This is a genomic window from Pseudotabrizicola alkalilacus (assembly GCF_003443995.1).
GTDB classification, from domain to species: Bacteria; Pseudomonadota; Alphaproteobacteria; order Rhodobacterales; family Rhodobacteraceae; genus Pseudotabrizicola; species Pseudotabrizicola alkalilacus.
On sequence record NZ_QWEY01000001.1, the window covers coordinates 726840 to 746355 of the forward strand.

Consider the following 19516-nt stretch of genomic DNA (forward strand, 5'->3'; position numbering starts at 1 on the left):
ACAGGGCGCGCGCGTCGTCGGATGCGCAACCGGGTTGGCCCGGTTGCGGCACACCAAATCAATAGCTGCGGATCAGCCCGACCAAACGGCCCTGCACCTTGACCTGATGATCGGGCAGCATGCGGGTTTCATAGGCGGGGTTTGCGGCCTCCAGCGCGATCATGCCGCCCTTGCGACGAAAGCGTTTCAGTGTCGCCTCGGCATCATCGACCAGGGCCACGACGATATCGCCATTCTCGGCTGTATTCTGTTCGCGGATCACCACGATGTCGCCATCGTTGATCCCGGCCTCGATCATCGAGTCGCCCTTGACCTCCAGCGCGTAGTGGTTGCCCCGGCCTGCCAGCATCGAACCTGGTACGGCGACATGGTGCGACACTTCGGAAATCGCCTCGATCGGGACACCGGCAGCGATACGGCCCATGACCGGCAGTTCCATCGCATGTACGGTTTCCACCGCCATCGCGGCGCGCGGGGCGGCAGCGGCGGGTTTGTCACCCGCGATCACACGGGGGGTAAAGCCGGGTTTGTCCATCGCGTCGGGCAGTTTGATGATTTCCAGCGCGCGGGCGCGGTGGGCCAGACGGCGGATGAAGCCCCGTTCCTCCAGCGCGGTGATCAGCCGGTGGATGCCGGATTTCGACCGCAGATCCAGCGCATCCTTCATCTCGTCAAACGAGGGGGGAACGCCGTCAATATCCATCCGGGTCTTGATGAAATCCAGAAGTTCCAGCTGTTTACGCGTGAGCATGCGGCACCTTGATCTGCATCCGTTGATGCAATGTTCTGCCCGTGTTCCCGGTTTGTGTCAAGACAATTCAAAAATTCAACCGACGGTTATCAGCGCCGGTATCAGAGTGGCAGATAGCCGACCCGTTCTCCCGCCCGGCGCGGGCCGTCGCCTGCAGGGCGGATCAACAGGGCATCCGCCGCCGACAGAACGGAGAGCAGCGAGCTGTCCTGCCGGTCAGCGGGGGTGATCAGCGGCAGCGCCTCCCCTTGGGTCAGCGTGGCGCGCATGTAATGGGCGCGCGGGCCGGTCGGGCCGACATCCTGCGCCAAGAATGCTGGACGGGGCTCGGGGGCGACAGAGTCGGCTGGCAGGCCCAGAGCCGCGCGGATCATCGGCAGCAGGAACAGATGGGCGCAGACGACCGAGGACACCGGGTTGCCGGGCAGGCCCAGCAAGGCGGCATTGCCCATGCGACCCGCCATCAGCGGCTTGCCGGGGCGCATCGCGATTTTCCAGAACGCGCGTTGCAGGCCCAGGCTTTCCGCTACCTGCGCCACAAGGTCGTGATCACCGACCGAAGCGCCGCCGGTGGTGACGATGATATCGGCCCCCTCGGCCAGACCCAGCACAAAGGTCAGCGCCTCCACCGTGTCGCGGGCAATGGGCAACAGCCGCACTTCGGCCCCGGCTTCTTCGGCCAGGGCTTTGATGGTAAAGGAATTTGACGCGATGATCTGGTCGGGGCCGGGGGTTTCCCCCGGCATCACCAGCTCATCGCCGGTGGCGATGATGGCAACGACGGGGCGGCGGGTGACGGGCACCAGCGGCACATTCATCGACGCCAGCAGCGCCAGATCATTGGGGCGCAACAGGCGCGGCGACAACGTGTCCCCGGCGCGGAAATCCTGCCCGGCGGGGCGGATATGGCTGCCGGTATCTGCGCCGGGCTGCACCGTGATCACATCGCCGTCGCGGGTCACATCCTCTTGAATGATCACCCGTGTCGCCCCTGCGGGCAGGGGTGCGCCGGTAAAGATGCGCGCAGCCTGCAACGGGCCAAGGCTGCCGTGCCACGCATGGCCCGCACCCGCCTCGCCCACCACGGTAAAGCGGTCCCCGGCGGCGGGGTCGCCCTGCACCGCATAGCCATCCATCGCCGAGGCGGCAAAGGGCGGCTGGTCACGGGTGGCAGTGGCGGGGTGGGGCATGTAGCGCCCGCAGGCCTGCGCTAACGGCACAGGTTCCACCGGCAAAGGCGCGACAAGCGCCAGGCACTGCGCCAGAGCCTCTTCGACCGAGATCATGGCTGTTCCCCGGGGGCGACGTAGCGGCCCGACTTGCCGCCCTCTTTCAGAACCAGCCGTATCCCCTCGATCCGCATGGATTTCTCAACGGCTTTGACCATGTCATAGATCGTCAGGCAGGCCACGGAAACGGCGGTCAGCGCCTCCATTTCCACCCCGGTCTGGCCGCCGGTTTTCACCGTCGCCTCGACCACCACGCCGGGCAGGGCGGGGTCTGGTGTCAGGGTCAGCGCAACCTTTGTGATCGGCAGCGGGTGGCACAGCGGGATCAGATCGGCGGTCTTTTTGGCCGCCATGATTCCCGCCAGCCGGGCCACGCCCAGCACATCGCCCTTTTTCGCCTGACCTGACGTGATCAGCGCCAGCGTCTGCGCCGTCATCACCACCGATCCGCGCGCGACAGCCACACGGTCGGTCACCGGCTTGGCCGAGACATCGACCATATGCGCCGCGCCGTCGGCGTCGAAATGCGAAAGGCCGGCGGGATCGGTCATACGCCGCCCTGCGCGGTCAACGGGCGCGCCAGCAGGGCGCGGGTGGCACCGGCCACATCGTCCTGCCGCATCAGCGATTCGCCGATCAGGAAGCAGCGCGCACCGTATTGCGCCAGATCCGCCAGATCGGCGGGGGTATGCAACCCGGATTCCGACACGATCAGCCGATCCTCGGCCACGCGCCGCGCCAGATCGCGGGTGGTGTCGAGGGTGACGTCAAACGTGTGCAGGCTGCGGTTGTTGATACCGATCAGCTTTGACTTCAGCAGGGCCGACCGCTCCAGCTCGGCGCGGTCATGCACCTCGATCAGCACATCCATGCCCCATTCGATCGCTGCCGCCTCCAGCTCTGCCGCCTGTTCATCGGACAGGGTGGCCATGATCAGCAGGATGCAATCGGCGTGCAGGGCGCGGGATTCGGCGACCTGATAGGGTTCGTAGAGAAAATCCTTGCGCAGGCAGGGCAGCGATGTGGCCTCTGAGGCCTGGGTCAGAAACGCATCTGCGCCCTGAAACGAGGGGGTGTCGGTCAGCACCGACAAACAGGTGGCCCCGCCCTCTTCATAGGCTTTGGCAAGGGTTGGCGGGTCAAAATCGGCGCGGATCAGGCCCTTGGACGGGCTGGCCTTCTTGATCTCGGCAATCAGGCCATAGCCGCTGCCCGCCGCGGCTGACAATGCCTTTGCAAATCCACGCGGGGGAGGGGCGGCGCGGGCGGCCTCTTCCACCGTGGCCAGCGGGCGGGCGGCTTTGCGGGTCGCGATCTCTTCCAGTTTGTAGGTTTTGATGCGGTCGAGGATCGTGCTCATAACAGACTTCCTTGCCCTGTTGGGCGGTCAGGCGTTGGTCAGGCGGGCGAGGGCGGTGATCTTGCCTTTGGCCGCACCGGAATCAATCGAATGGCGGGCCATTTCGACCCCTTCGGTCAGGGTTTTGGCCTTGTCGGCGACCACAAGGGCGGCGGCGGCGTTCAGCAGCACCGCATCGCGGTAGGCCCCCGGCGCACCCTCCAGCAGCGCGCGCAGAGCGGCCGCGTTTTCGGCCGGGGTTCCGCCCATGATCTTCTCGAACGGGTGATAGGGCAGGCCCGCGTCTTCGGGGTGCAGGGTGAATTCGCGGATATGGCCATGCTCCAGCGCGGCCACCTGCGTTGGTGCCGCGATGGAAATCTCGTCGGTGCCGTCACCGCCATGCACCAGCCACGCCTTTATGCTGCCAAGTGCCAGCAGGGTTTCGGCCATCGGGCGGATCAGGCTGGCGGAAAACGCGCCGGTCAGCTGGCGTTTGACCCCGGCAGGGTTGGTCAGCGGCCCCAGGATGTTGAAAATGGTGCGCGTGCCCAGTTCCTGCCGGACCGGCATCACATGACGGATGGCGGGGTGGTGCATCGGGGCCATCATGAAGCCGATACCGGCCTCGGCCAGACAGGTCTCTACCTGCGCGGGGCCGACCATCACGTTCAGGCCCATTTCGGTCAGCGCATCCGCAGCACCGGATTTCGACGACAGGTTGCGGTTGCCGTGTTTGGCCACCACCACGCCCGCGCCGGCCACCACAAAGGCGGTGGCGGTGGAGATGTTCAGCGTGCCCTTGCCATCGCCGCCGGTGCCGACAATGTCCATCGCGCCTTCGGGCGCGCGCACCTTGTGGCATTTGGCGCGCATCACCGATGCGGCAGCGGCGTATTCATCGACCGTTTCGCCGCGCGTGCGCAGCGCCATCAGAAACCCGCCCATCTGCGCCGGGGTGCCCTGACCCTCGAACAACGCGGCAAAGGCGGTTTCAGCCTCGGCGCGCGTCAGGGCACGTTCGGCGGCAAGGCCGATCAGCGGGCGCAGCACATCGCTCATGCGGTCACCTTTACACCGGCCTCATCCAGAAAATTGCGCAAGAGCTGGTGGCCGTGTTCCGAGGCGATGGATTCAGGGTGGAACTGCACGCCCTCAATCAGCTGGGTCTTGTGGCGCAGGCCCATGATGGTGCCATCCTCCAGCCAGGCCGTGACCTCCAGGCACTCGGGCAGGCTTTCGCGCTCCACGATCAGCGAGTGATACCGGGTGGCGAGGAAGGGCGAGGGCAGGCCCGCAAACACGCCTTTGCCTTCGTGGTGCATCGCGCCCATCTTGCCATGCACGATCTCGTGGCAGCGGATGACGCGACCGCCAAAGGCTTCGCCGATGGTCTGATGGCCAAGGCAGACGCCCAGCAGGGGGATTTTCGCCTCATAGGCCGCCGTGGTCAGAGGCAGGCAGATGCCTGCCGCTGCCGGATCACAGGGACCGGGCGACAGGATGATCGCCTCTGGCGCCAGTGCCAGCACATCCTGCACGGTCAGCGCATCATTGCGTTTGACAACGACATCCGCACCCAGCTCGCCAAAATAATGGACGAGGTTGTAGGTAAAGCTGTCGTAGTTGTCGATCAGAAGCAGCATCTTGCTTGGGCCTGTCGGATAGGGGATGAAGCGCGGGGTGGGTCGGGCTATAGATGGTCAGACCGGGGCAGGGGCGTCAAGACCGCTTGATCACCTGTTCAGGATGGGCACAATGTCCGGCAACGAAAAAAGGGGCAAGACAGTGCGCGGGTTTGTTAGGGGATTGGTGTGGGGAACTGTGGCTGCGGCTGGCGGTCTGGTCGTGGTGTCACAGATCGCGGGGCCGGTGTCGCGTGAGGGGCTGGCGCAGGCCGATGGGCAGGCGATCGAGGGCGCAGCGCCGGAAAGCGTGACGGCAGAGGCCGTCGTGCCCGCGCCTGTTGAGTCCGAACCTGTTGAGCCTGAACCAGAAGTTGTTGCTCCCGAACCCGCCGCCGAGGGCCCGACTGCGACACAAGAGGCCCCTGCGGCCATTGCGCAGGCTGAAGATGCGCCGGAAACTCCCGCAGCCGATGCGCCTGACGCACCTGCGCCGATTGCCGTAACGGACGCCCCCGACGCGCCCGGAACGGCTGGGGCGTCACAAGAAATGCCGGTCATGCCTGCTCCGTCAGATGCCGCGCCGCTGCAGCCATTGGCCGAAGCACCCGCTGCGCCACAGCCGGACAGTGCCGCCGCGATGGCTCCGGCCCCGGCAGAACCGCCAGCCGCGCCGCCCAGCGACGCCCCTGCTGAACGGATGGCTTCTGCCGGGCAGGTCAACCCACTGCCTGCGGCGCCCGCTACCGGCGATGCCCCGATGGCTGCGGCCCAACCCGATGTGCCCGGCCTGCCCGGGTCCGAGGGCGCGCCTGCGCCCGCCGATCTGCCGCCGCCCCCGCCGCTGACATCCGAGGAAGAGGCACTGTTGCGGCCGCTGCCCGACGCGCCCGCCGCTGCCGCCCCGGCCGCGCCGGAGCCTGCCGATCCGACGCCGGAGCCGATGCCGCTGCCCGAGCCGGACGCTGTGCCGGAGGCGGTGGCCGAGGGGGAGGGGGCCTTGTCCCCGGCCCCCGGACTGGTCGATCAGGCCCCGGGCGTGGTGACCGGGCGTCTGCCCCGGATCGGGTCTGACCCTGCCCCCGCCACCGAGGTGCTGCCGGAACCGGAGGCAGAGCAAGACCTGCCGCCGCGCCAGCGCTATGCGCGACCTTTTGATGCCGCGACACAAAAGCCGCTGTTTGCGATCCTGCTGCAGGACAACGGGCAGGAAGGCGTGAACCGCGCTGAGTTGGCCGCGCTGGACCTGCCGTTGTCGATCGTGATTGATCCCTTGTCCGAAGGCGCTGCCGAACGTGCGGCGATCTGGCGCGCGGGCGGGCAAGAGGTTCTGATGGCGGGCACCGGCATTCCTGTCGGCGCGGGCCCCGGCGATCTGGAGCAAAGCTTTCAGGTGCTGGCCTCGCGCCTGCCGGAAGCGGTGGCGGTGATCGACCCCGATGGCAATGCCTTCCAGAACAACCGCCCGCTGGCCACGCAGGTGGTGCCGATTCTGACCGGGCAGGGCCGTGGGCTGGTGACCTTTGATCAGGGGCTGAACGCTGCTGATCAGGTGGCCCGGCGCGAAGGGCTGGCGGCGGCGATGATCTTTCGCAGCATTGACGGCGGTGGCGAAGACAGCCCGGTGATCCGCCGCTATCTCGACCGCGCGGCGTTCAAGGCGGCGCAAGAGGGGCGGGTGATCGTGATCGGTGCGTTGCGGCCTGAAACCGTGGCCGCGGTGCTGGAATGGGCGGTTGAGGGGCGGGCGTCAACCGTGACGCTGGCCCCGGTCTCAGCGATGTTGCAGGCAAATTAAGCGCCGGTTTTGGGTGGCGACATCGGCCGCAACAGGCCAAGCGTCGCGCGCAGGATCAGCACGATGGCGGCTCCGGCCAGCCCTCCGGGCGGGAAGCCCATCATTGCGCCGATGGTGCCGCCGATCACCAGCCCGGTGACGGCGGCGGGCAGCCAGCCGAACCAGCCCAGCCGGATCAGCAGCGATGCCACCGGCAGGGTCAGGATCATGCCGGCAAGGCTGAGGAGCGGCGACAGCATCAGGGCGGTGCCGACCGTCCACAGCACGATGCCAAAACCTGGCGGCACGGTGGTCTGCACCAATCGGAACACGCCCAGACACAGGATACCAAGCGCCGAGGGCAGCAGCACGGCGGCAGCCGCCGCCGTGAGCAGATCGCGCCACGGCGTCGTCATCTGCTCGGGCGAGTGGATCAGGCTCACGCCGCCGAACCACCCACGGTCAGCCCGCCGATCAGCAATGTGGGCTGGCCGACACCGACCGGCACCCATTGCCCGGCCTTGCCGCAATTGCCGATGCCGGGGTCAAGCGACAGATCGTTGCCGATGGCGCGGATCTGTTTCAACGCCGTGGCACCGTCGCCGATCAGCGTGGCGCCTTTGACCGGGGCACCGACGACGCCGTTCTGCACCCGGTAGGCTTCGGTGCAGGAGAACACGAATTTGCCATTGGTGATATCGACCTGCCCGCCGCCGAAGCCGACGGCATAGATGCCATCCTTCAGCCCGGCCAGAATGTCGCGCGGGTCATCCTGCCCGGCCAGCATATAGGTGTTGGTCATGCGCGGCATCGGGATATGGGCGTGGCTTTCGCGCCGCCCGTTGCCGGTGGGGGCGACTCCCATCAGGCGCGCGTTTTGCCGGTCCTGCATGTAACCGACCAGAATCCCGTCTTCGATCAGCACGTTGCGTGCCGAAGCTGTGCCTTCGTCGTCGATGGAGATCGAGCCGCGCCGGTCGGGAATGGTGCCGTCATCCAGCACCGTCACGCCGCGCGCGGCGATCTGCTGGCCCATCAGCCCGGCAAAGGCCGAGGTTTGCTTGCGGTTAAAGTCGCCCTCCAGCCCATGGCCGATCGCCTCGTGCAGCAAAATGCCGGGCCAGCCGGGGCCGAGGACCACATCCATCACGCCCGCAGGGGCGGGCACCGCCTCCAGATTGACCAGCGCGATCCGCAGCGCCTCGCGCACAACCGGTTGCCAGTGGTCGGTCTGCATCAGCGATTTCAGGCCAAAACGCCCGCCGCCGCCCATGCCGCCCTGCTCGCGCCGGCCGTTCTGTTCGACGATCACCGAGATGTTGAGCCGCGCCATCGGGCGGATGTCGCGGACCCGCAGACCTTCGGGGCGCAGGATCTCGATCTCCTGATACGACGCGGCAATCGTGGCCGAAACCTGGATCACGCGCGGGTCGAGTGCGCGGGCAAAGGCATCAATCTCGCGCAGCATGTCGATCTTGACCGCAAATGTCGCATCGGCCATCGGGTCGGCATCGCCGTAGAGTTTGACATTGGTGCCCTGCGGCGGAGCAGCCATCACGCCGCCGCCATCGCCGACCGCCAGCCGGGCGGTTTCCGACGCGCGCAATAAAGCGCTTTCGCTGATCTCGGTCGCATGGGCGTAGCCCGCCACCTCGCCCTTGACCGCGCGCAGGCCGAATCCTTCGGAGGCGTCATAGGACGCGGTCTTGATCCGGCCGTCATCCAGCACGATGGCCTCGGACCGGCGACGCTCCAGAAAAAGCTCGCCATCCTCGGCGCCTTGCGTGGCGGCACGCAGGATCGCCAGTGCCGCCGCCTCGTCCAGATGGGTGTCAAACGGGCGGAAGGGCTGATCGGTCATGAAAGCTGTCCTTGATCTGAGTCAAATGGCGCTGCTATGTCGCAACGGTTTCTCTTGTGGCAGAGGCCCTAATATGGTTTCAAGACAGCCGGAAACAACGGGATTCTGCCGCGTGCCGTAACATGCGATACGGGTGGTATTCTGACAAGCGGCACCCAAGCCGTAAAGATAACGGGAACAGAACATGCGTCTTTGGAACCAAATCGGCGGGGTCGCCGCCAGTGTTGCGGGCTTGATGTCGGGCAGTGCTGCTGTTGCGCAAGCCCTTGAAATCGTGGGGCATCCCGTTGACCGGGGCACCGGGTTCCAGCCCGCCGCGACCGAGCTTGCCCGCGATCTGCAAGGGCTGGACTGGATGATTCTGGTGATTATCACCGTGATCACCGTCTTTGTGACCGGTCTGCTGGCCTGGGTGATCATCCGCTATAACCAAAAGCGGAACCCCAAACCTGCGACATTTACCCACAACTCGCCGCTGGAAGTGGGCTGGACCGTGATTCCGATCGTGATCCTGGTCTTCATCGGAGCATTTTCGCTGCCGGTGCTGTTCAAGCAACAGGAAATTCCGGTTGGCGACATCACCATCAAGGTGACCGGCTTCCAGTGGTACTGGGGCTATGAATATGTCGATGACGGCATCAACGAGCCGAATGCCGAGGGGGCAACCCCGGTGGCGTTTGACAGCTTCATGATCGGCGCACCGGCGACCGGCGGCGACAACCGGCTGACGCCGGAAGTGTCGGCACAGCTGGCAGCGGCGGGTTACACCGACCGCGAATTCCTGCTGGCAACCGATACCGCCGTTGTGGTGCCGGTCGGCAAAACGGTGGTGATGCAGATCACGGCCGCGGATGTGATCCACTCCTGGACCATCCCGGCCTTTGGCGTGAAACAGGATGCGGTGCCCGGTCGTCTGGCGCAGCTGTGGTTCAACGCCGAGCGTGAGGGCATCTATTTCGGTCAGTGCTCGGAGCTGTGCGGCATCGCCCACGCTTATATGCCGATCACGGTCAAGGTCGTGTCGGAAGAGGTTTACGCCCAATGGCTCGCCGCGGCGCAGGCCGGTGATGTGGTGCTTTCGTCCGCCGATCTCGAAGCCTATTCGGCCATCAAGCTGGCCGCCAACAACTGATCCCTGCCACACGCGCAGCGTTGTGGGGGAAGCGATGTGAATGGCCCCGTGAACCGGGGCCATTTCCCTAAGCCAAGGAAGCCTAAATGAGCGACGTTCAGACCTATCAGCAATCAGGCGAGGCACAGTTTGGCGACTATGTCGCACTGCTCAAACCGCGCGTGATGTCGCTGGTGGTGTTTACCGCGCTGGTCGGCCTGCTGGTCGCCCCGGTCGGTGTGCACCCGGTCGTAGGCTTTGCCGCGATCCTGTTCATCGCTTTGGGGGCAGGGGCCTCGGGCGCGCTGAACATGTGGTGGGACGCCGATATTGATGCGGTGATGAACCGCACCAAGACCCGCCCGGTGCCTGCAGGCAAGGTCCAGGCCGGTGAGGCGCTGGGTCTGGGGATGGCGCTGTCGGGCATTGCGGTGGTGATGCTGGCGCTGTCGGCCAACCTGTTCGCGGCCGGGCTGCTGGCCTTTACGATCTTTTTCTATGCTGTGGTCTATTCGATGTGGCTCAAGCGCCTGACCCCGCAGAACATCGTGATCGGTGGCGCGGCCGGGGCGTTTCCGCCGATGATCGGCTGGGCTGTGGCCACGGGCGGTGTGTCGGTGGAATCGGCGTTGATGTTTGGCCTCATCTTCATGTGGACCCCGCCGCATTTCTGGGCGCTCGCGCTGTTCATGAAGGAAGACTATCACAAGGCCGGTGTGCCGATGCTGACGGTGACGCATGGCCGGGCGGAAACCCGGCGGCAGATCCTGATCTACACCGTGCTGCTGGCCCCGGTGTCGATCTGGGCGGCGCTGACCACGATCGGCGGGCCGTTCACGCTGGCGGTGGCGGTGGTGCTGAACGCGATCTTCCTCAAGGGCGCCTATGACATCTGGAAACGCCCCGAGGCGCAGGCCGAGGGTGACAAATACGCGGTCGAGAAGACATTCTTCAAATTTTCGCTGGCCTATCTGTTCCTGCATTTCGCGGCCTTTCTGGTCGAGGCCCTGCTGAAAACCTATGGTCTGGGGGGCTGGGCATGAGCTTTCGTCCCGATCACGAACTGCACCAGCGGCGGTTTTCCCGCAATCTTGGGCTGGGCCTGACGCTGGTGGCCTTTGTCGTGCTGGTGTTCGCGCTGACCGTGGTAAAGGTCACTCGCGGCGACCCGATGCAGGCGTTTGACCATACCGTGCGGCCAGAGCTGCAGCCTGCGGCAACAGGGGGAACCCAACCATGAACCCGACAGCAAAAACCGGCCTCAAACTGGTGGGCGTGGCGGTGATGATGGCGTCACTCTCCTTTGCCGCCGTACCGTTTTACGACTGGTTCTGCCGGGTGACCGGCTTTGGCGGCACCACTTCGGTGGCCGAAGCAGCACCCGATACCATTCTGGACCAGACCATCCAGATCCGCTTTGACGGCTCGACCTCGGGCGGGATGGCGTGGAACTTCAAACCGGTGCAGCGCACCATGACCGTGCGGATCGGGGAAAACGCGCTGGCCTTCTACGAGGCGCATAACCCGACCGACCGGGTGATCGCCGGCACCGCCAGCTATAACGTGACGCCGGATGCAGCGGGCGGCTATTTTGCCAAGATCGCCTGCTTCTGCTTTACCGAACAGGTGCTGCAACCGGGTGAGACCGTGCAGATGCCGGTCAGCTTTTTCGTTGACCCCGAGATCGTCAAGGATCGCGAAGGCAAGTTCGTGAAAGAGATCACGCTGTCCTATACCTTTTACGAAACATCCTTGTCCGAAGAGCAGGCGGCCCTTGCCGCTCCGCCTGCGGGCATTGTAAACTGATAAAAAAGAACCGAGGGAACCGACCATGGCCCACGCCAAGAACCACGACTACCATATTCTGCCGCCGTCTGTCTGGCCGTTTCTGGCTGCGCTTTCGGCTTTTGTCATGCTGTTTGGCTCTGTGCTGTGGATGCACGGGTCGGGCCCCTGGCTGGGCCTGATCGGCTTTGTCGGCGTCCTCTATGTGATGTTTGCCTGGTGGGCTGACGTGATCAAGGAAAGCCAGGAAGGCGATCACACCCCGGTTGTGGTGATCGGTCTGCGCTATGGCTTTATCATGTTCATCATGTCCGAAGTCATGTTCTTTGCCGCATGGTTCTGGTCGTTCTTCAAGCATGCCATGTATCCGATGGGGCCGCTGTCGCCGATTCAGGATGGTCAATGGCCGCCTGCGGGGATCGAAACCTTTGATCCCTGGCACCTGCCGCTGATCAACACGCTGATCCTGCTGTGCTCGGGCGCTGCTGCCACCTGGGCGCACCACGCGTTGGCACATGAGAACAACCGCAAGGATCTGGTCAACGGTCTGATCCTGTCGATCGTGCTGGGCGTGTTCTTTACCATCCTGCAGGTCTACGAATACACCCATGCCGCCTTTGGCTTTGCCGGCAACATCTATGGCGCCAACTTCTTTATGGCGACCGGGTTCCACGGCTTTCACGTCGTGATCGGCACGATCTTTCTGACCGTCTGCCTGATCCGCGCGCTGAAAGGCCACTTCACCCCCGAAAAGCATGTCGGGTTTGAGGCGGCGGCCTGGTACTGGCACTTTGTTGATGTGGTCTGGCTGTTCCTGTTCGCCGCGATCTACGTCTGGGGTCAGTAAGCGCCTTTTGGGGCCATCCGCCCCCTTGACGGCACCATCAGGCGCGGGCCAAAGGGTCCGCGCCTTTCGTTTGGAGACTGCCCCCGATGAATGCCACCACCCGCCGCATGATCATTCCCCTGCTGTTCGGCCTGTTCGGGGCGGGGGTGCTGGCGGGGCTTGGCCTGTGGCAGCTGGACCGGCTGGCGTGGAAAGAGGCGGCATTGGCCGATATCGCGGCGCGCATCGTGGCCGATCCCGTTGCCTTGCCCCTGACCCCCGATCCGCAGGCCGACCGCTATCTGCCGGTCACAGCGACGGGCCGCTTTACCGGTGAATCGCTGGAGGTGCTGGTCAGCCGCAAAGAGATCGGCGCAGGCGTGCGGGTGATCGAGGCGTTCGAGACTGACGGGCGACGGGTGCTGGTGGACCGGGGCTTTGTCGCCGATGGCGCCCGCGTCTCGCCCCGCGGGCCGGATGCGCCATCGGTGACCGGCAACCTGCACTGGCCCGATGAGGTCGACAGCTTTACCCCGCCACCTGACCCGAAAACCGGGCTGTGGTTTGCCCGCGACGTGCCCGCGATGGCGGCGCAACTGGCGACCGAGCCGCTGCTGGTCGTCGCCCGCGACCCCACAGCACCGGGGATCGAGCCGATGCCGGTCGATACCTCGGGCATTCCGAACAATCATCTGGGCTATGCGGTGCAATGGTTTGGCCTTGCGGCGGTGTGGTTGGGGATGACAGCGTATCTTCTGTGGCGTATCAGGCGCAGGACGGTCTGAAAGCGAGAGTCCGATGAAATACATATCTACCCGTGGTGCCGCCCCTATCCTTGGCTTTGGTGAGGCGATGATGACTGGCCTTGCCCGTGACGGCGGGCTGTACGTGCCTGAAACCATCCCGACCATGTCTTATGACGAGATCGCCGCTCTGGCGGGGCTCAGCTATGAAGAGATCGCGTTCCGGGTGATGCGGCCCTATCTGGGCGATACCTTTGGCGATGATGAATTCCGCGGCTTGCTGACGGCGGCCTACAAACCCTTTGGCCACCTCGCCCGCGCGCCGCTGGTGCAGCTGGGGCCGAACCATTTCCTGCTGGAGCTGTTCCACGGCCCGACCTTGGCGTTCAAGGATTTCGCCATGCAGCTCATCGGCCAGATGATGCAGGCGGCGCTGGCCAAGACCGGCGAACGGATCACGATTGTCGGCGCGACCAGCGGCGACACCGGATCGGCCGCAATGGAGGCGTTCCGGGGGCTGGCGAATGTCGATCTGTTCATCCTCTATCCGCATGGCCGGGTGTCGGATGTGCAGCGCCGCCAGATGACCACGGCGACCGAAGCCAACGTGCATGCCTTTGCGATGGACGGCGATTTCGATGACTGTCAGGCGCGCGTAAAGGATATGTTCAACGATTTCGCCTTCCGCGATGGCGTGCGGCTGGCCGGGGTAAACAGCATCAACTGGGCGCGGGTTCTGGCGCAGGTTGTGTATTACTTCTCTTCCGCCGTGTCCTTGGGCGCGCCGCATCGTGCGGTCAGCTTCACCGTGCCCACCGGCAATTTCGGTGACATTTTCGCGGGCTATATCGCGCGCAAGATGGGGCTGCCGATTGAAAAGCTGGTGATCGCCACCAACCACAACGACATTCTGCACCGGGCCATCACCTCGGGCGATTACCAGACCCATGGCGTGACCCCGTCGATGAGCCCGTCGATGGATATTCAGGTCAGCTCCAACTTTGAACGCGCCTTGTTTGATGCCTATGGCCGCGATGGCAAAGCGGTGGCGCAGCTGATGGATGAGCTGAAATCCGGCGGCTTCCACATTTCCCAAGGCGCGCTGGAAAGCTTGCGGGCGACATTCGCCTCGGGCCGCTGTTCCGAGGAAGAGACGACCGCCACGATCAACCGCGAATATGTGCGCACCGGCGAAGTGCTTTGTCCGCATTCTGCCGTTGGCGTAAAGGTTGCGAATGACTATCTGGGCAGCACGCCCATGATCACATTGGCCACCGCACATCCGGCGAAATTCCCCGATGCGGTGCTTGATGCCATCGGCCAGCGTCCCGAATTGCCCGCCCGCTTGGCCGATCTGTTCGACCGCCGCGAACGGCTGACCCGTGTGCCCAATGATCTTGGCCGCCTTCAATCCCTGATCCGCGAAAGGATCGCATCTTGAGCCTGCAAATCTCGACCTTGCCCAACGGTCTGCGGATCGTCACCGAACATATGCCGGGGCTGCAATCGGCCTCGGTCGGGGTCTGGGTCATGGCGGGGGGGCGGCATGAACGCCCAGAGCAAAACGGCATCGCGCATTTTCTGGAGCATATGGCGTTCAAGGGCACCGCAAAGCGCAGTGCCCTGCAGATCGCCGAGGAAATTGAGGATGTCGGCGGCTATATCAACGCCTATACGTCCAAGGAAATGACGGCCTATTACGCCCGGTGCCTCGTGGCGGATGTGCCGCTGGCGCTCGATGTGATTTCCGACATCGTGCTGAACCCGGTGTTCGATCCGAAAGAGATCGAGACCGAGCGTCATGTGATCTTGCAGGAAATCGGTCAGGCGCTCGACACGCCCGATGACATCATCTTCGACTGGTTGCAGGAAGTGAGCTACCCCGATCAGCCGTTTGGCCGCACGATTCTGGGGCCATCTGAGCGGGTCAGCAGCTTTTCTGCTGATGATCTGCGGGGCTTTGTTGGTCAGCACTACGCACCCGATCAGATGATCCTGTCGGCCTCGGGCGGGGTGGATCACGAACAGATCGTGCATCAGGCGCGGGAGATCTTCGGTGATCTGAGGCCGCGCGGCATCAGCGTGGTGGAACCCGCCGCCTTTATCGGTGGCGAGCGGCGCGAGGTGAAAAAGCTCGAACAGGTGCATTTCGCCCTGTCGCTTGAGGCGCCGGGCTATCGTCACCCCGACGTCTACACAGCGCAGGTCTATGCGATGACGATGGGCGGCGGCATGTCGTCCCGCCTGTTCCAGAAGATCCGTGAAGAACGCGGGTTGTGCTATTCGATCTTTGCGCAGTCGGGGGCTTATGAGGATACCGGGTCGATCACGATCTATGCCGGCACCTCGAAAGAGGAAATCGCGGCGCTGACTCAGCTGACGGTGGACGAGATGAAGCGCGCCGCTGAGGACATGACCGAAGCCGAGGTGGCGCGCGCCCGCGCGCAGCTGAAAGCCGGCCTGCTGATGGGGCTGGAAAGCCCGTCGAACCGGGCCGAGCGCAACGCGCGGCTGCTGGCGGTCTGGGGCCGGGTGCCGACGGCCGCAGAGGCGGTGGCCAAGATCGACGGCGTCAGCATGGCCGATGTGCGCCGCTTTGCCGGAGATATTGCCGGGGCCAAGACGGCATTGGCAATGTATGGCCCGGTGGCAAAAGCCCCCGGTCTGGGGGCGATCCGCGACAGGCTCGCCGCCTGATGCTGCCGTTCCGCCGCCGTCCCAAGCTGGAGACAGAGCGCATGACCCTGCGCCTGCCGGTGCATGGCGACTGGCGGGCCTGGGCCGAGCTGCGTGAGGACAGTGCCAGCTTTCTGACGCAATGGGAACCGGTCTGGTCCGCCGATCATCTGTCGCGGCGGTCGTTCACCAACCGGGTGTATTGGGCGCAACGGGCCGAAGCACAGGGCACGGCGGTGCCGTTCCTGCTGATCCGTCGGCAGGATCAGCAACTGCTGGGCGCGATCACGCTGGACAATATCCGACGCGGCCCCGCGCAATGCGGCACCATCGGCTATTGGGTGGGCGAGCAGTTCAGCCGCCGGGGGTACATGCGTGAGGCGATCCTGTCTGTGGTGCACCATGCCTTTACCACGCTGGACCTGAGCCGGGTCGAGGCGGCTTGTCTGCCGGAAAACGCCGCGAGTCGCGGGGTGCTGGAAAAGACCGGTTTCAAATACGAGGGCGTCGCGCAAAGCTATCTGCAGATCAACGGGCGCTGGCGCAATCATGTGCTTTACTCCGCGCTGCGCGCCGACCGGCGCGGGCGCACCGATGTCGGCTAGGCTCTGACGCAAGCGTGATCATCCGGGGCGGCTGACGCCGGGGCAAGCCGTGCTACCTTTGGGCCTCAACCCGGAGGTGCCCGATGCGGTTCACGATCCTGCCCACCTTGTTGCTGTCCATGCTCGCCGCGCCTGTGTTGGCGCAAGAGCGCATTCCGAATGCGCCAGAGCGCATTCCTTCGCATTGCTTTGCGGTGGCTCAGGGCATCGCGCGGGTGATGCCTGCCCGCTTTGGTGCCGATGTGGTGCAGGATCAGGTCCGCATCCATTACATCGACCATGCCAGTTTTGCCATCGCCACCGGCGGCAAGACAGCGGTGACCGATTTCACCGGCTATACCGGAATGGCAGACTGGGTGCCCGATGTGGTGACGATGAACAACGCCCATTCCACCCATTGGACCGCCACCCCCGACCCGCGCATCCCGCATGTGCTGCAGGGCTGGGCCACCGAGGCAGGACCGGCGCAACACGAGCTGGATCTGGGCGCGATGCTGGTGCGCAATGTGCCGACCCATGTGCGCTCGCGTTGGGGCGATGGTGCGCGCGAAAATGGCAACTCGATCTTTGTGTTCGAGGCGGGGGGTCTGTGCATCGGCCATCTGGGCCACCTGCACCACGCGCCAGATGAGGCGCAATATGCCAGCATCGGGCGGCTGGATGTGGTGATGGTCCCGGTGGACGGCGGCTATACCATGGCGGTGTCAGAGATGGCAGAAGTGGTCAGGCGGCTGCGCTCGTCGATCGTGATTCCGATGCACTGGTTTTCGGGGGCGTCGCTGCGGATGTTTCTGGACAACATGAGCGCCGAGTTCGAGGTGGTGGAAACCGGCATGCCCTCGCTCGACGTGTCGCTGCGCAATCTGCCGGGGCGGCCGACGATCATGGTGCTGATGCCCGAAGGGATCAACTGAGGCGCTGCTCTTCGGGTTGCGCCGGATGACTGCACAAACGCCGCAACAGCGGTTTTCTTGCGCGATGCCTTGGCGTAAAGCGGGGGCAAAGGAGCCGCCCATGCTGAATGCCTGCACCCCCGATTTCCTGTCGATCCTTGATGCCGCCCATCCCGGCCTGTTGCGCGCGACAGCCCCGCGCGATGTGGAAGAGCCGCGCGGGCGCTGGCAGGGGCAGGCGGCGGCGGTGGCGTGCCCCCGGTCAACTGCCGAAGTCGCAGGGATCGTGACAGCCTGTGGTCAGGCCGGAGTCGGGATCGTGCCGCTGGGTGGCGGTACCGGGCTGGTCGGCGGGCAGGTGATGCCCGAAGGGCCGGTGCCGCTGATCCTGTCACTGGAGCGGATGACCGCCCTGCGCGGTGCCTATCCGTCGGAGAACGTGATGGTGGTCGAGGCCGGGATGATTCTGGCCGATGTGCAGGCCGAAGCCGACCGGCTGGACCGGCTGTTTCCGCTGTCGCTGGCCTCGCAAGGCTCGGCCCGGATCGGCGGCAATCTGGCGACCAATGCCGGCGGGGTGAATGTGCTGCGCTATGGCAACACCCGCGATCTGTGTCTGGGGCTGGAGGCGGTGCTGCCCGATGGCAGCATTTTCAACGGCTTGAAGCGGCTGCGCAAGGACAACACCGGCTATGATCTGCGCCATCTGCTGATCGGGGCCGAGGGCACGCTGGGCATCATCACCGCCGCCAGCCTGCGGCTGTTTCCCAAACCCGCCGCCACGGTTGTGGCGCTGCTGGCGGTGCCGTCGCCGCAGGCCGCGCTGGAGCTGTTGGCCCTGGCAGAGGGGCAGCTGGCCGGTTTGATCTCGGCATTCGAGCTGATTCACCGGATGGGCTATGACTTTCTGGCCGAAACCATGCCCGAGGTGACGGTGCCGCTGTCGCCCATTCCAGACTGGTCGGTGCTGATCGAATTGGGCCTGCCGCAGGGTGTGGCCCCCGAAGAGGCGATGGCAGGGCTTTATGCGCAGGCGGATGAGGCCGGGCTGGTGCTGGACGGGGTGATCGCCACGTCAGAAGCGCAGGCGGCAAGCCTGTGGCGCATTCGCGAAAGCATCCCAGAAGGCAACCGCCGCATTGGGGCGGTATCGAGCCATGACATCAGCCTGCCGCTGTCGGAAATCCCGGCCTTTATCCCGCGGGCGGGCGCGGCTCTGGCGCAGCTGGGGGAGTGGCGGATCAACTGTTTCGGCCATCTGGGCGATGGCAACCTGCATTACAACGTGTTTCCGGTGCGGGGCCGAAACCGCAAGGAACATGACCCCCAGCGGGAAGGGGTCAAGACCTGCGTGCATGACATCGTGCACGAGCTGGGCGGATCGGTCAGCGCCGAACATGGCATCGGGCGGCTGAAGGTCGGGGATCTGGAGCGCTATGGCGATCCGGCCAAGCTGGCGGCGATGCGGGCGATCAAGGCGGCGCTGGACCCGAAGGGGATCATGAACCCCGGTGCTGTGCTGCGCGGCTGATGTGGAGGGGGGCGCTGCCCCCCGCGCGTGCCGCGCCCCCCCGGAGTATTTCGAAAGCAGCAATGCTCAGGAGGCGGGTTTTTCCAGCTCGCGCAGGAGTTTTGCGCGGATGGCCTGCGGATAGGCGGCAAGGCCGCGCGAGGATATGACAAAGCCGCCTTTGGTGATGACCCAGTTCTGATAAAACCGGGTGATGGCGGTGGATTGGCCTACGTCTTCAATCGCGATGGCGTTGATGGCGACACCGGCGGCAGCGGCGCGGCTGCGGGCGGCGCGCACGGTGTTGCCGCTGTTTTCCGGCCCGTCGCCCGAGATGTCGATGATGCGGCGGCTGCAGTCGGGGGCGGTGGCGAACAGAGCAAGGGCCGCGTCAATCGCCTGACCGACAGCCGTGTCGGACCCGGCAAAGGCGCGCGGGGCGCTGCGGATATGCGCGGTGGCGCGGGTGATGTCGGCGGGGCTGTGCATCTGGGTCCAGGGCAGCACCACGGCCTGTTGCCCGGTACCGGACCAGTGCAGCAGGCTGAGCGCCACCTGGCCCTCAAGCAGCGCCTCGGCCACTGCCGGATCTTGCAGCGCGTCGGCGGTGCCGCCGGACTGGATGCGGTATTCGCCTGCGTCGATCGAGCCCGAGACATCAATTGCCAGCACCAGTGCCACCTCACACGCACGGGCGGCGGAACCGGGCAGCAGCAGGGTGAGGCCAAGGGCAAGTGCGCGCATCGGCAAAGCGTGGCGCGCGGCAGCGCTGCGGGCAAGTCACA

21 protein-coding genes are annotated in these 19516 nt (G+C 65.0%); 12 read left to right on the plus strand and 9 right to left on the minus strand.

Translation table 11 applies throughout. The features are described 5' to 3' along the window. Positions 1-58: 58 nt before the first annotated feature. The 6 genes from lexA to D1012_RS03540 all read right to left on the minus strand — a co-directional run bounded on the left by lexA (position 59) and on the right by D1012_RS03540 (position 4965). On the minus strand, positions 59-751 hold the full coding sequence (gene lexA / locus D1012_RS03515) for a transcriptional repressor LexA (protein WP_118149907.1): 693 nt from the start codon (positions 749-751) through the stop codon (positions 59-61). A 101-nt stretch (positions 752-852) separates the two neighbouring features. Continuing rightward, the gene (locus D1012_RS03520; RefSeq protein WP_118149908.1) at positions 853-2037 is read right to left on the minus strand and encodes a molybdopterin molybdotransferase MoeA; all 1185 of its coding nucleotides are present in this window, start codon (positions 2035-2037) and stop codon (positions 853-855) included. Beyond that, complete coding sequence (gene moaC, locus D1012_RS03525) at positions 2034-2531, minus strand: cyclic pyranopterin monophosphate synthase MoaC (protein WP_118149909.1); 498 nt, start codon at positions 2529-2531, stop codon at positions 2034-2036. The genes D1012_RS03520 and moaC overlap by 4 nt, the downstream gene beginning before the upstream one ends. Further along, entirely contained in the window at positions 2528-3340 is an 813-nt protein-coding gene (trpC, locus tag D1012_RS03530) for an indole-3-glycerol phosphate synthase TrpC (RefSeq protein WP_118149910.1), read from the minus strand. The genes moaC and trpC overlap by 4 nt, the downstream gene beginning before the upstream one ends. Positions 3341-3367: 27 nt before the next feature. Beyond that, positions 3368-4381 carry an anthranilate phosphoribosyltransferase gene (gene trpD, locus D1012_RS03535; RefSeq protein ID WP_118149911.1) on the minus strand — a complete coding sequence of 338 codons (1014 nt, stop codon included), beginning with the start codon at positions 4379-4381 and terminating at the stop codon, positions 3368-3370. After that, complete coding sequence (locus D1012_RS03540; protein WP_118149912.1) at positions 4378-4965, minus strand: anthranilate synthase component II; 588 nt, start codon at positions 4963-4965, stop codon at positions 4378-4380. Before D1012_RS03540 ends, trpD begins: the two co-directional genes overlap by 4 nt. Before the next feature lie 166 nt (positions 4966-5131). On the opposite strand from D1012_RS03540, the gene D1012_RS23145 reads away from it, so the two are divergent. Then, positions 5132-6742, plus strand: coding sequence for a divergent polysaccharide deacetylase family protein (locus D1012_RS23145; RefSeq protein ID WP_267897816.1), 1611 nt, complete (start codon positions 5132-5134; stop codon positions 6740-6742). On the opposite strand, the gene D1012_RS03550 is transcribed toward D1012_RS23145, so the two are convergent. Both D1012_RS03550 and tldD read right to left on the minus strand, forming a co-directional pair. Beyond that, positions 6739-7164, minus strand: coding sequence for a hypothetical protein (locus D1012_RS03550; RefSeq protein ID WP_118149913.1), 426 nt, complete (start codon positions 7162-7164; stop codon positions 6739-6741). The genes D1012_RS23145 and D1012_RS03550 overlap by 4 nt on opposite strands. After that, positions 7161-8582 carry a metalloprotease TldD gene (tldD, locus tag D1012_RS03555; protein ID WP_118149914.1) on the minus strand — a complete coding sequence of 474 codons (1422 nt, stop codon included), beginning with the start codon at positions 8580-8582 and terminating at the stop codon, positions 7161-7163. Before tldD ends, D1012_RS03550 begins: the two co-directional genes overlap by 4 nt. Positions 8583-8766: 184 nt before the next feature. On the opposite strand from tldD, the gene coxB reads away from it, so the two are divergent. The 11 genes from coxB (at position 8767) to D1012_RS03610 (ending at position 18752) form a co-directional block, all read left to right on the plus strand. After that, positions 8767-9714 carry a cytochrome c oxidase subunit II gene (coxB, locus tag D1012_RS03560; protein ID WP_118149915.1) on the plus strand — a complete coding sequence of 316 codons (948 nt, stop codon included), beginning with the start codon at positions 8767-8769 and terminating at the stop codon, positions 9712-9714. A gap of 86 nt (positions 9715-9800) precedes the next feature. Further along, positions 9801-10736: a heme o synthase gene (cyoE, locus tag D1012_RS03565; protein ID WP_118149916.1), complete on the plus strand. Its 936-nt coding sequence runs from the start codon at positions 9801-9803 to the stop codon at positions 10734-10736. Continuing rightward, positions 10733-10933, plus strand: a complete 201-nt coding sequence (locus D1012_RS03570; protein ID WP_118149917.1) for a cytochrome c oxidase system small membrane protein — start codon at positions 10733-10735, stop codon at positions 10931-10933. The genes cyoE and D1012_RS03570 overlap by 4 nt, the downstream gene beginning before the upstream one ends. Then, positions 10930-11499, plus strand: coding sequence for a cytochrome c oxidase assembly protein (locus D1012_RS03575; RefSeq protein WP_118149918.1), 570 nt, complete (start codon positions 10930-10932; stop codon positions 11497-11499). The genes D1012_RS03570 and D1012_RS03575 overlap by 4 nt, the downstream gene beginning before the upstream one ends. Positions 11500-11524: 25 nt before the next feature. Beyond that, the gene (locus D1012_RS03580) at positions 11525-12325 is read left to right on the plus strand and encodes a cytochrome c oxidase subunit 3 (protein ID WP_118149919.1); all 801 of its coding nucleotides are present in this window, start codon (positions 11525-11527) and stop codon (positions 12323-12325) included. Positions 12326-12411: 86 nt separating this feature from the next. Further along, positions 12412-13089: an SURF1 family protein gene (locus D1012_RS03585; protein ID WP_118149920.1), complete on the plus strand. Its 678-nt coding sequence runs from the start codon at positions 12412-12414 to the stop codon at positions 13087-13089. Between the two features lie 13 nt (positions 13090-13102). Further along, entirely contained in the window at positions 13103-14488 is a 1386-nt protein-coding gene (gene thrC / locus D1012_RS03590) for a threonine synthase (RefSeq protein ID WP_118149921.1), read from the plus strand. Beyond that, positions 14485-15744 carry a M16 family metallopeptidase gene (locus D1012_RS03595; protein WP_118149922.1) on the plus strand — a complete coding sequence of 420 codons (1260 nt, stop codon included), beginning with the start codon at positions 14485-14487 and terminating at the stop codon, positions 15742-15744. The genes thrC and D1012_RS03595 overlap by 4 nt, the downstream gene beginning before the upstream one ends. Continuing rightward, positions 15744-16328 carry a GNAT family N-acetyltransferase gene (locus D1012_RS03600; RefSeq protein ID WP_118149923.1) on the plus strand — a complete coding sequence of 195 codons (585 nt, stop codon included), beginning with the start codon at positions 15744-15746 and terminating at the stop codon, positions 16326-16328. The genes D1012_RS03595 and D1012_RS03600 overlap by 1 nt, the downstream gene beginning before the upstream one ends. An 83-nt stretch (positions 16329-16411) precedes the next feature. After that, positions 16412-17242, plus strand: a complete 831-nt coding sequence (locus D1012_RS03605; RefSeq protein WP_118149924.1) for an MBL fold metallo-hydrolase — start codon at positions 16412-16414, stop codon at positions 17240-17242. 100 nt (positions 17243-17342) lie between these two features. Next, positions 17343-18752: an FAD-binding oxidoreductase gene (locus tag D1012_RS03610; protein ID WP_118149925.1), complete on the plus strand. Its 1410-nt coding sequence runs from the start codon at positions 17343-17345 to the stop codon at positions 18750-18752. A gap of 66 nt (positions 18753-18818) precedes the next feature. On the opposite strand, the gene D1012_RS03615 is transcribed toward D1012_RS03610, so the two are convergent. Next, complete coding sequence (locus tag D1012_RS03615) at positions 18819-19475, minus strand: DUF1194 domain-containing protein (protein ID WP_118149926.1); 657 nt, start codon at positions 19473-19475, stop codon at positions 18819-18821. Positions 19476-19516 lie beyond the last annotated feature (41 nt).

Excerpts from the sequence above, each read along its gene's own strand:
- cyoE (WP_118149916.1), top strand. The coding sequence starts at position 9,801 with ATGAGCGACGTTCAGACCTATCAGCAATCAGGCGAGGCACAGTTTGGC.
- D1012_RS03540 (WP_118149912.1), bottom strand. The coding sequence starts at position 4,965 with ATGCTGCTTCTGATCGACAACTACGACAGCTTTACCTACAACCTCGTC.
- D1012_RS03575 (WP_118149918.1), top strand. The coding sequence starts at position 10,930 with ATGAACCCGACAGCAAAAACCGGCCTCAAACTGGTGGGCGTGGCGGTG.
- coxB (WP_118149915.1), top strand. The coding sequence starts at position 8,767 with ATGCGTCTTTGGAACCAAATCGGCGGGGTCGCCGCCAGTGTTGCGGGC.
- trpC (WP_118149910.1), bottom strand. The coding sequence starts at position 3,340 with ATGAGCACGATCCTCGACCGCATCAAAACCTACAAACTGGAAGAGATC.
- thrC (WP_118149921.1), top strand. The coding sequence starts at position 13,103 with ATGAAATACATATCTACCCGTGGTGCCGCCCCTATCCTTGGCTTTGGT.
- D1012_RS03570 (WP_118149917.1), top strand. The coding sequence starts at position 10,733 with ATGAGCTTTCGTCCCGATCACGAACTGCACCAGCGGCGGTTTTCCCGC.
- D1012_RS03585 (WP_118149920.1), top strand. The coding sequence starts at position 12,412 with ATGAATGCCACCACCCGCCGCATGATCATTCCCCTGCTGTTCGGCCTG.
- D1012_RS03610 (WP_118149925.1), top strand. The coding sequence starts at position 17,343 with ATGCTGAATGCCTGCACCCCCGATTTCCTGTCGATCCTTGATGCCGCC.
- tldD (WP_118149914.1), bottom strand. The coding sequence starts at position 8,582 with ATGACCGATCAGCCCTTCCGCCCGTTTGACACCCATCTGGACGAGGCG.
- D1012_RS03600 (WP_118149923.1), top strand. The coding sequence starts at position 15,744 with ATGCTGCCGTTCCGCCGCCGTCCCAAGCTGGAGACAGAGCGCATGACC.
- trpD (WP_118149911.1), bottom strand. The coding sequence starts at position 4,381 with ATGAGCGATGTGCTGCGCCCGCTGATCGGCCTTGCCGCCGAACGTGCC.
- D1012_RS03580 (WP_118149919.1), top strand. The coding sequence starts at position 11,525 with ATGGCCCACGCCAAGAACCACGACTACCATATTCTGCCGCCGTCTGTC.
- D1012_RS03605 (WP_118149924.1), top strand. The coding sequence starts at position 16,412 with ATGCGGTTCACGATCCTGCCCACCTTGTTGCTGTCCATGCTCGCCGCG.
- lexA (WP_118149907.1), bottom strand. The coding sequence starts at position 751 with ATGCTCACGCGTAAACAGCTGGAACTTCTGGATTTCATCAAGACCCGG.
- moaC (WP_118149909.1), bottom strand. The coding sequence starts at position 2,531 with ATGACCGATCCCGCCGGCCTTTCGCATTTCGACGCCGACGGCGCGGCG.
- D1012_RS03615 (WP_118149926.1), bottom strand. The coding sequence starts at position 19,475 with ATGCGCGCACTTGCCCTTGGCCTCACCCTGCTGCTGCCCGGTTCCGCC.
- D1012_RS03520 (WP_118149908.1), bottom strand. The coding sequence starts at position 2,037 with ATGATCTCGGTCGAAGAGGCTCTGGCGCAGTGCCTGGCGCTTGTCGCG.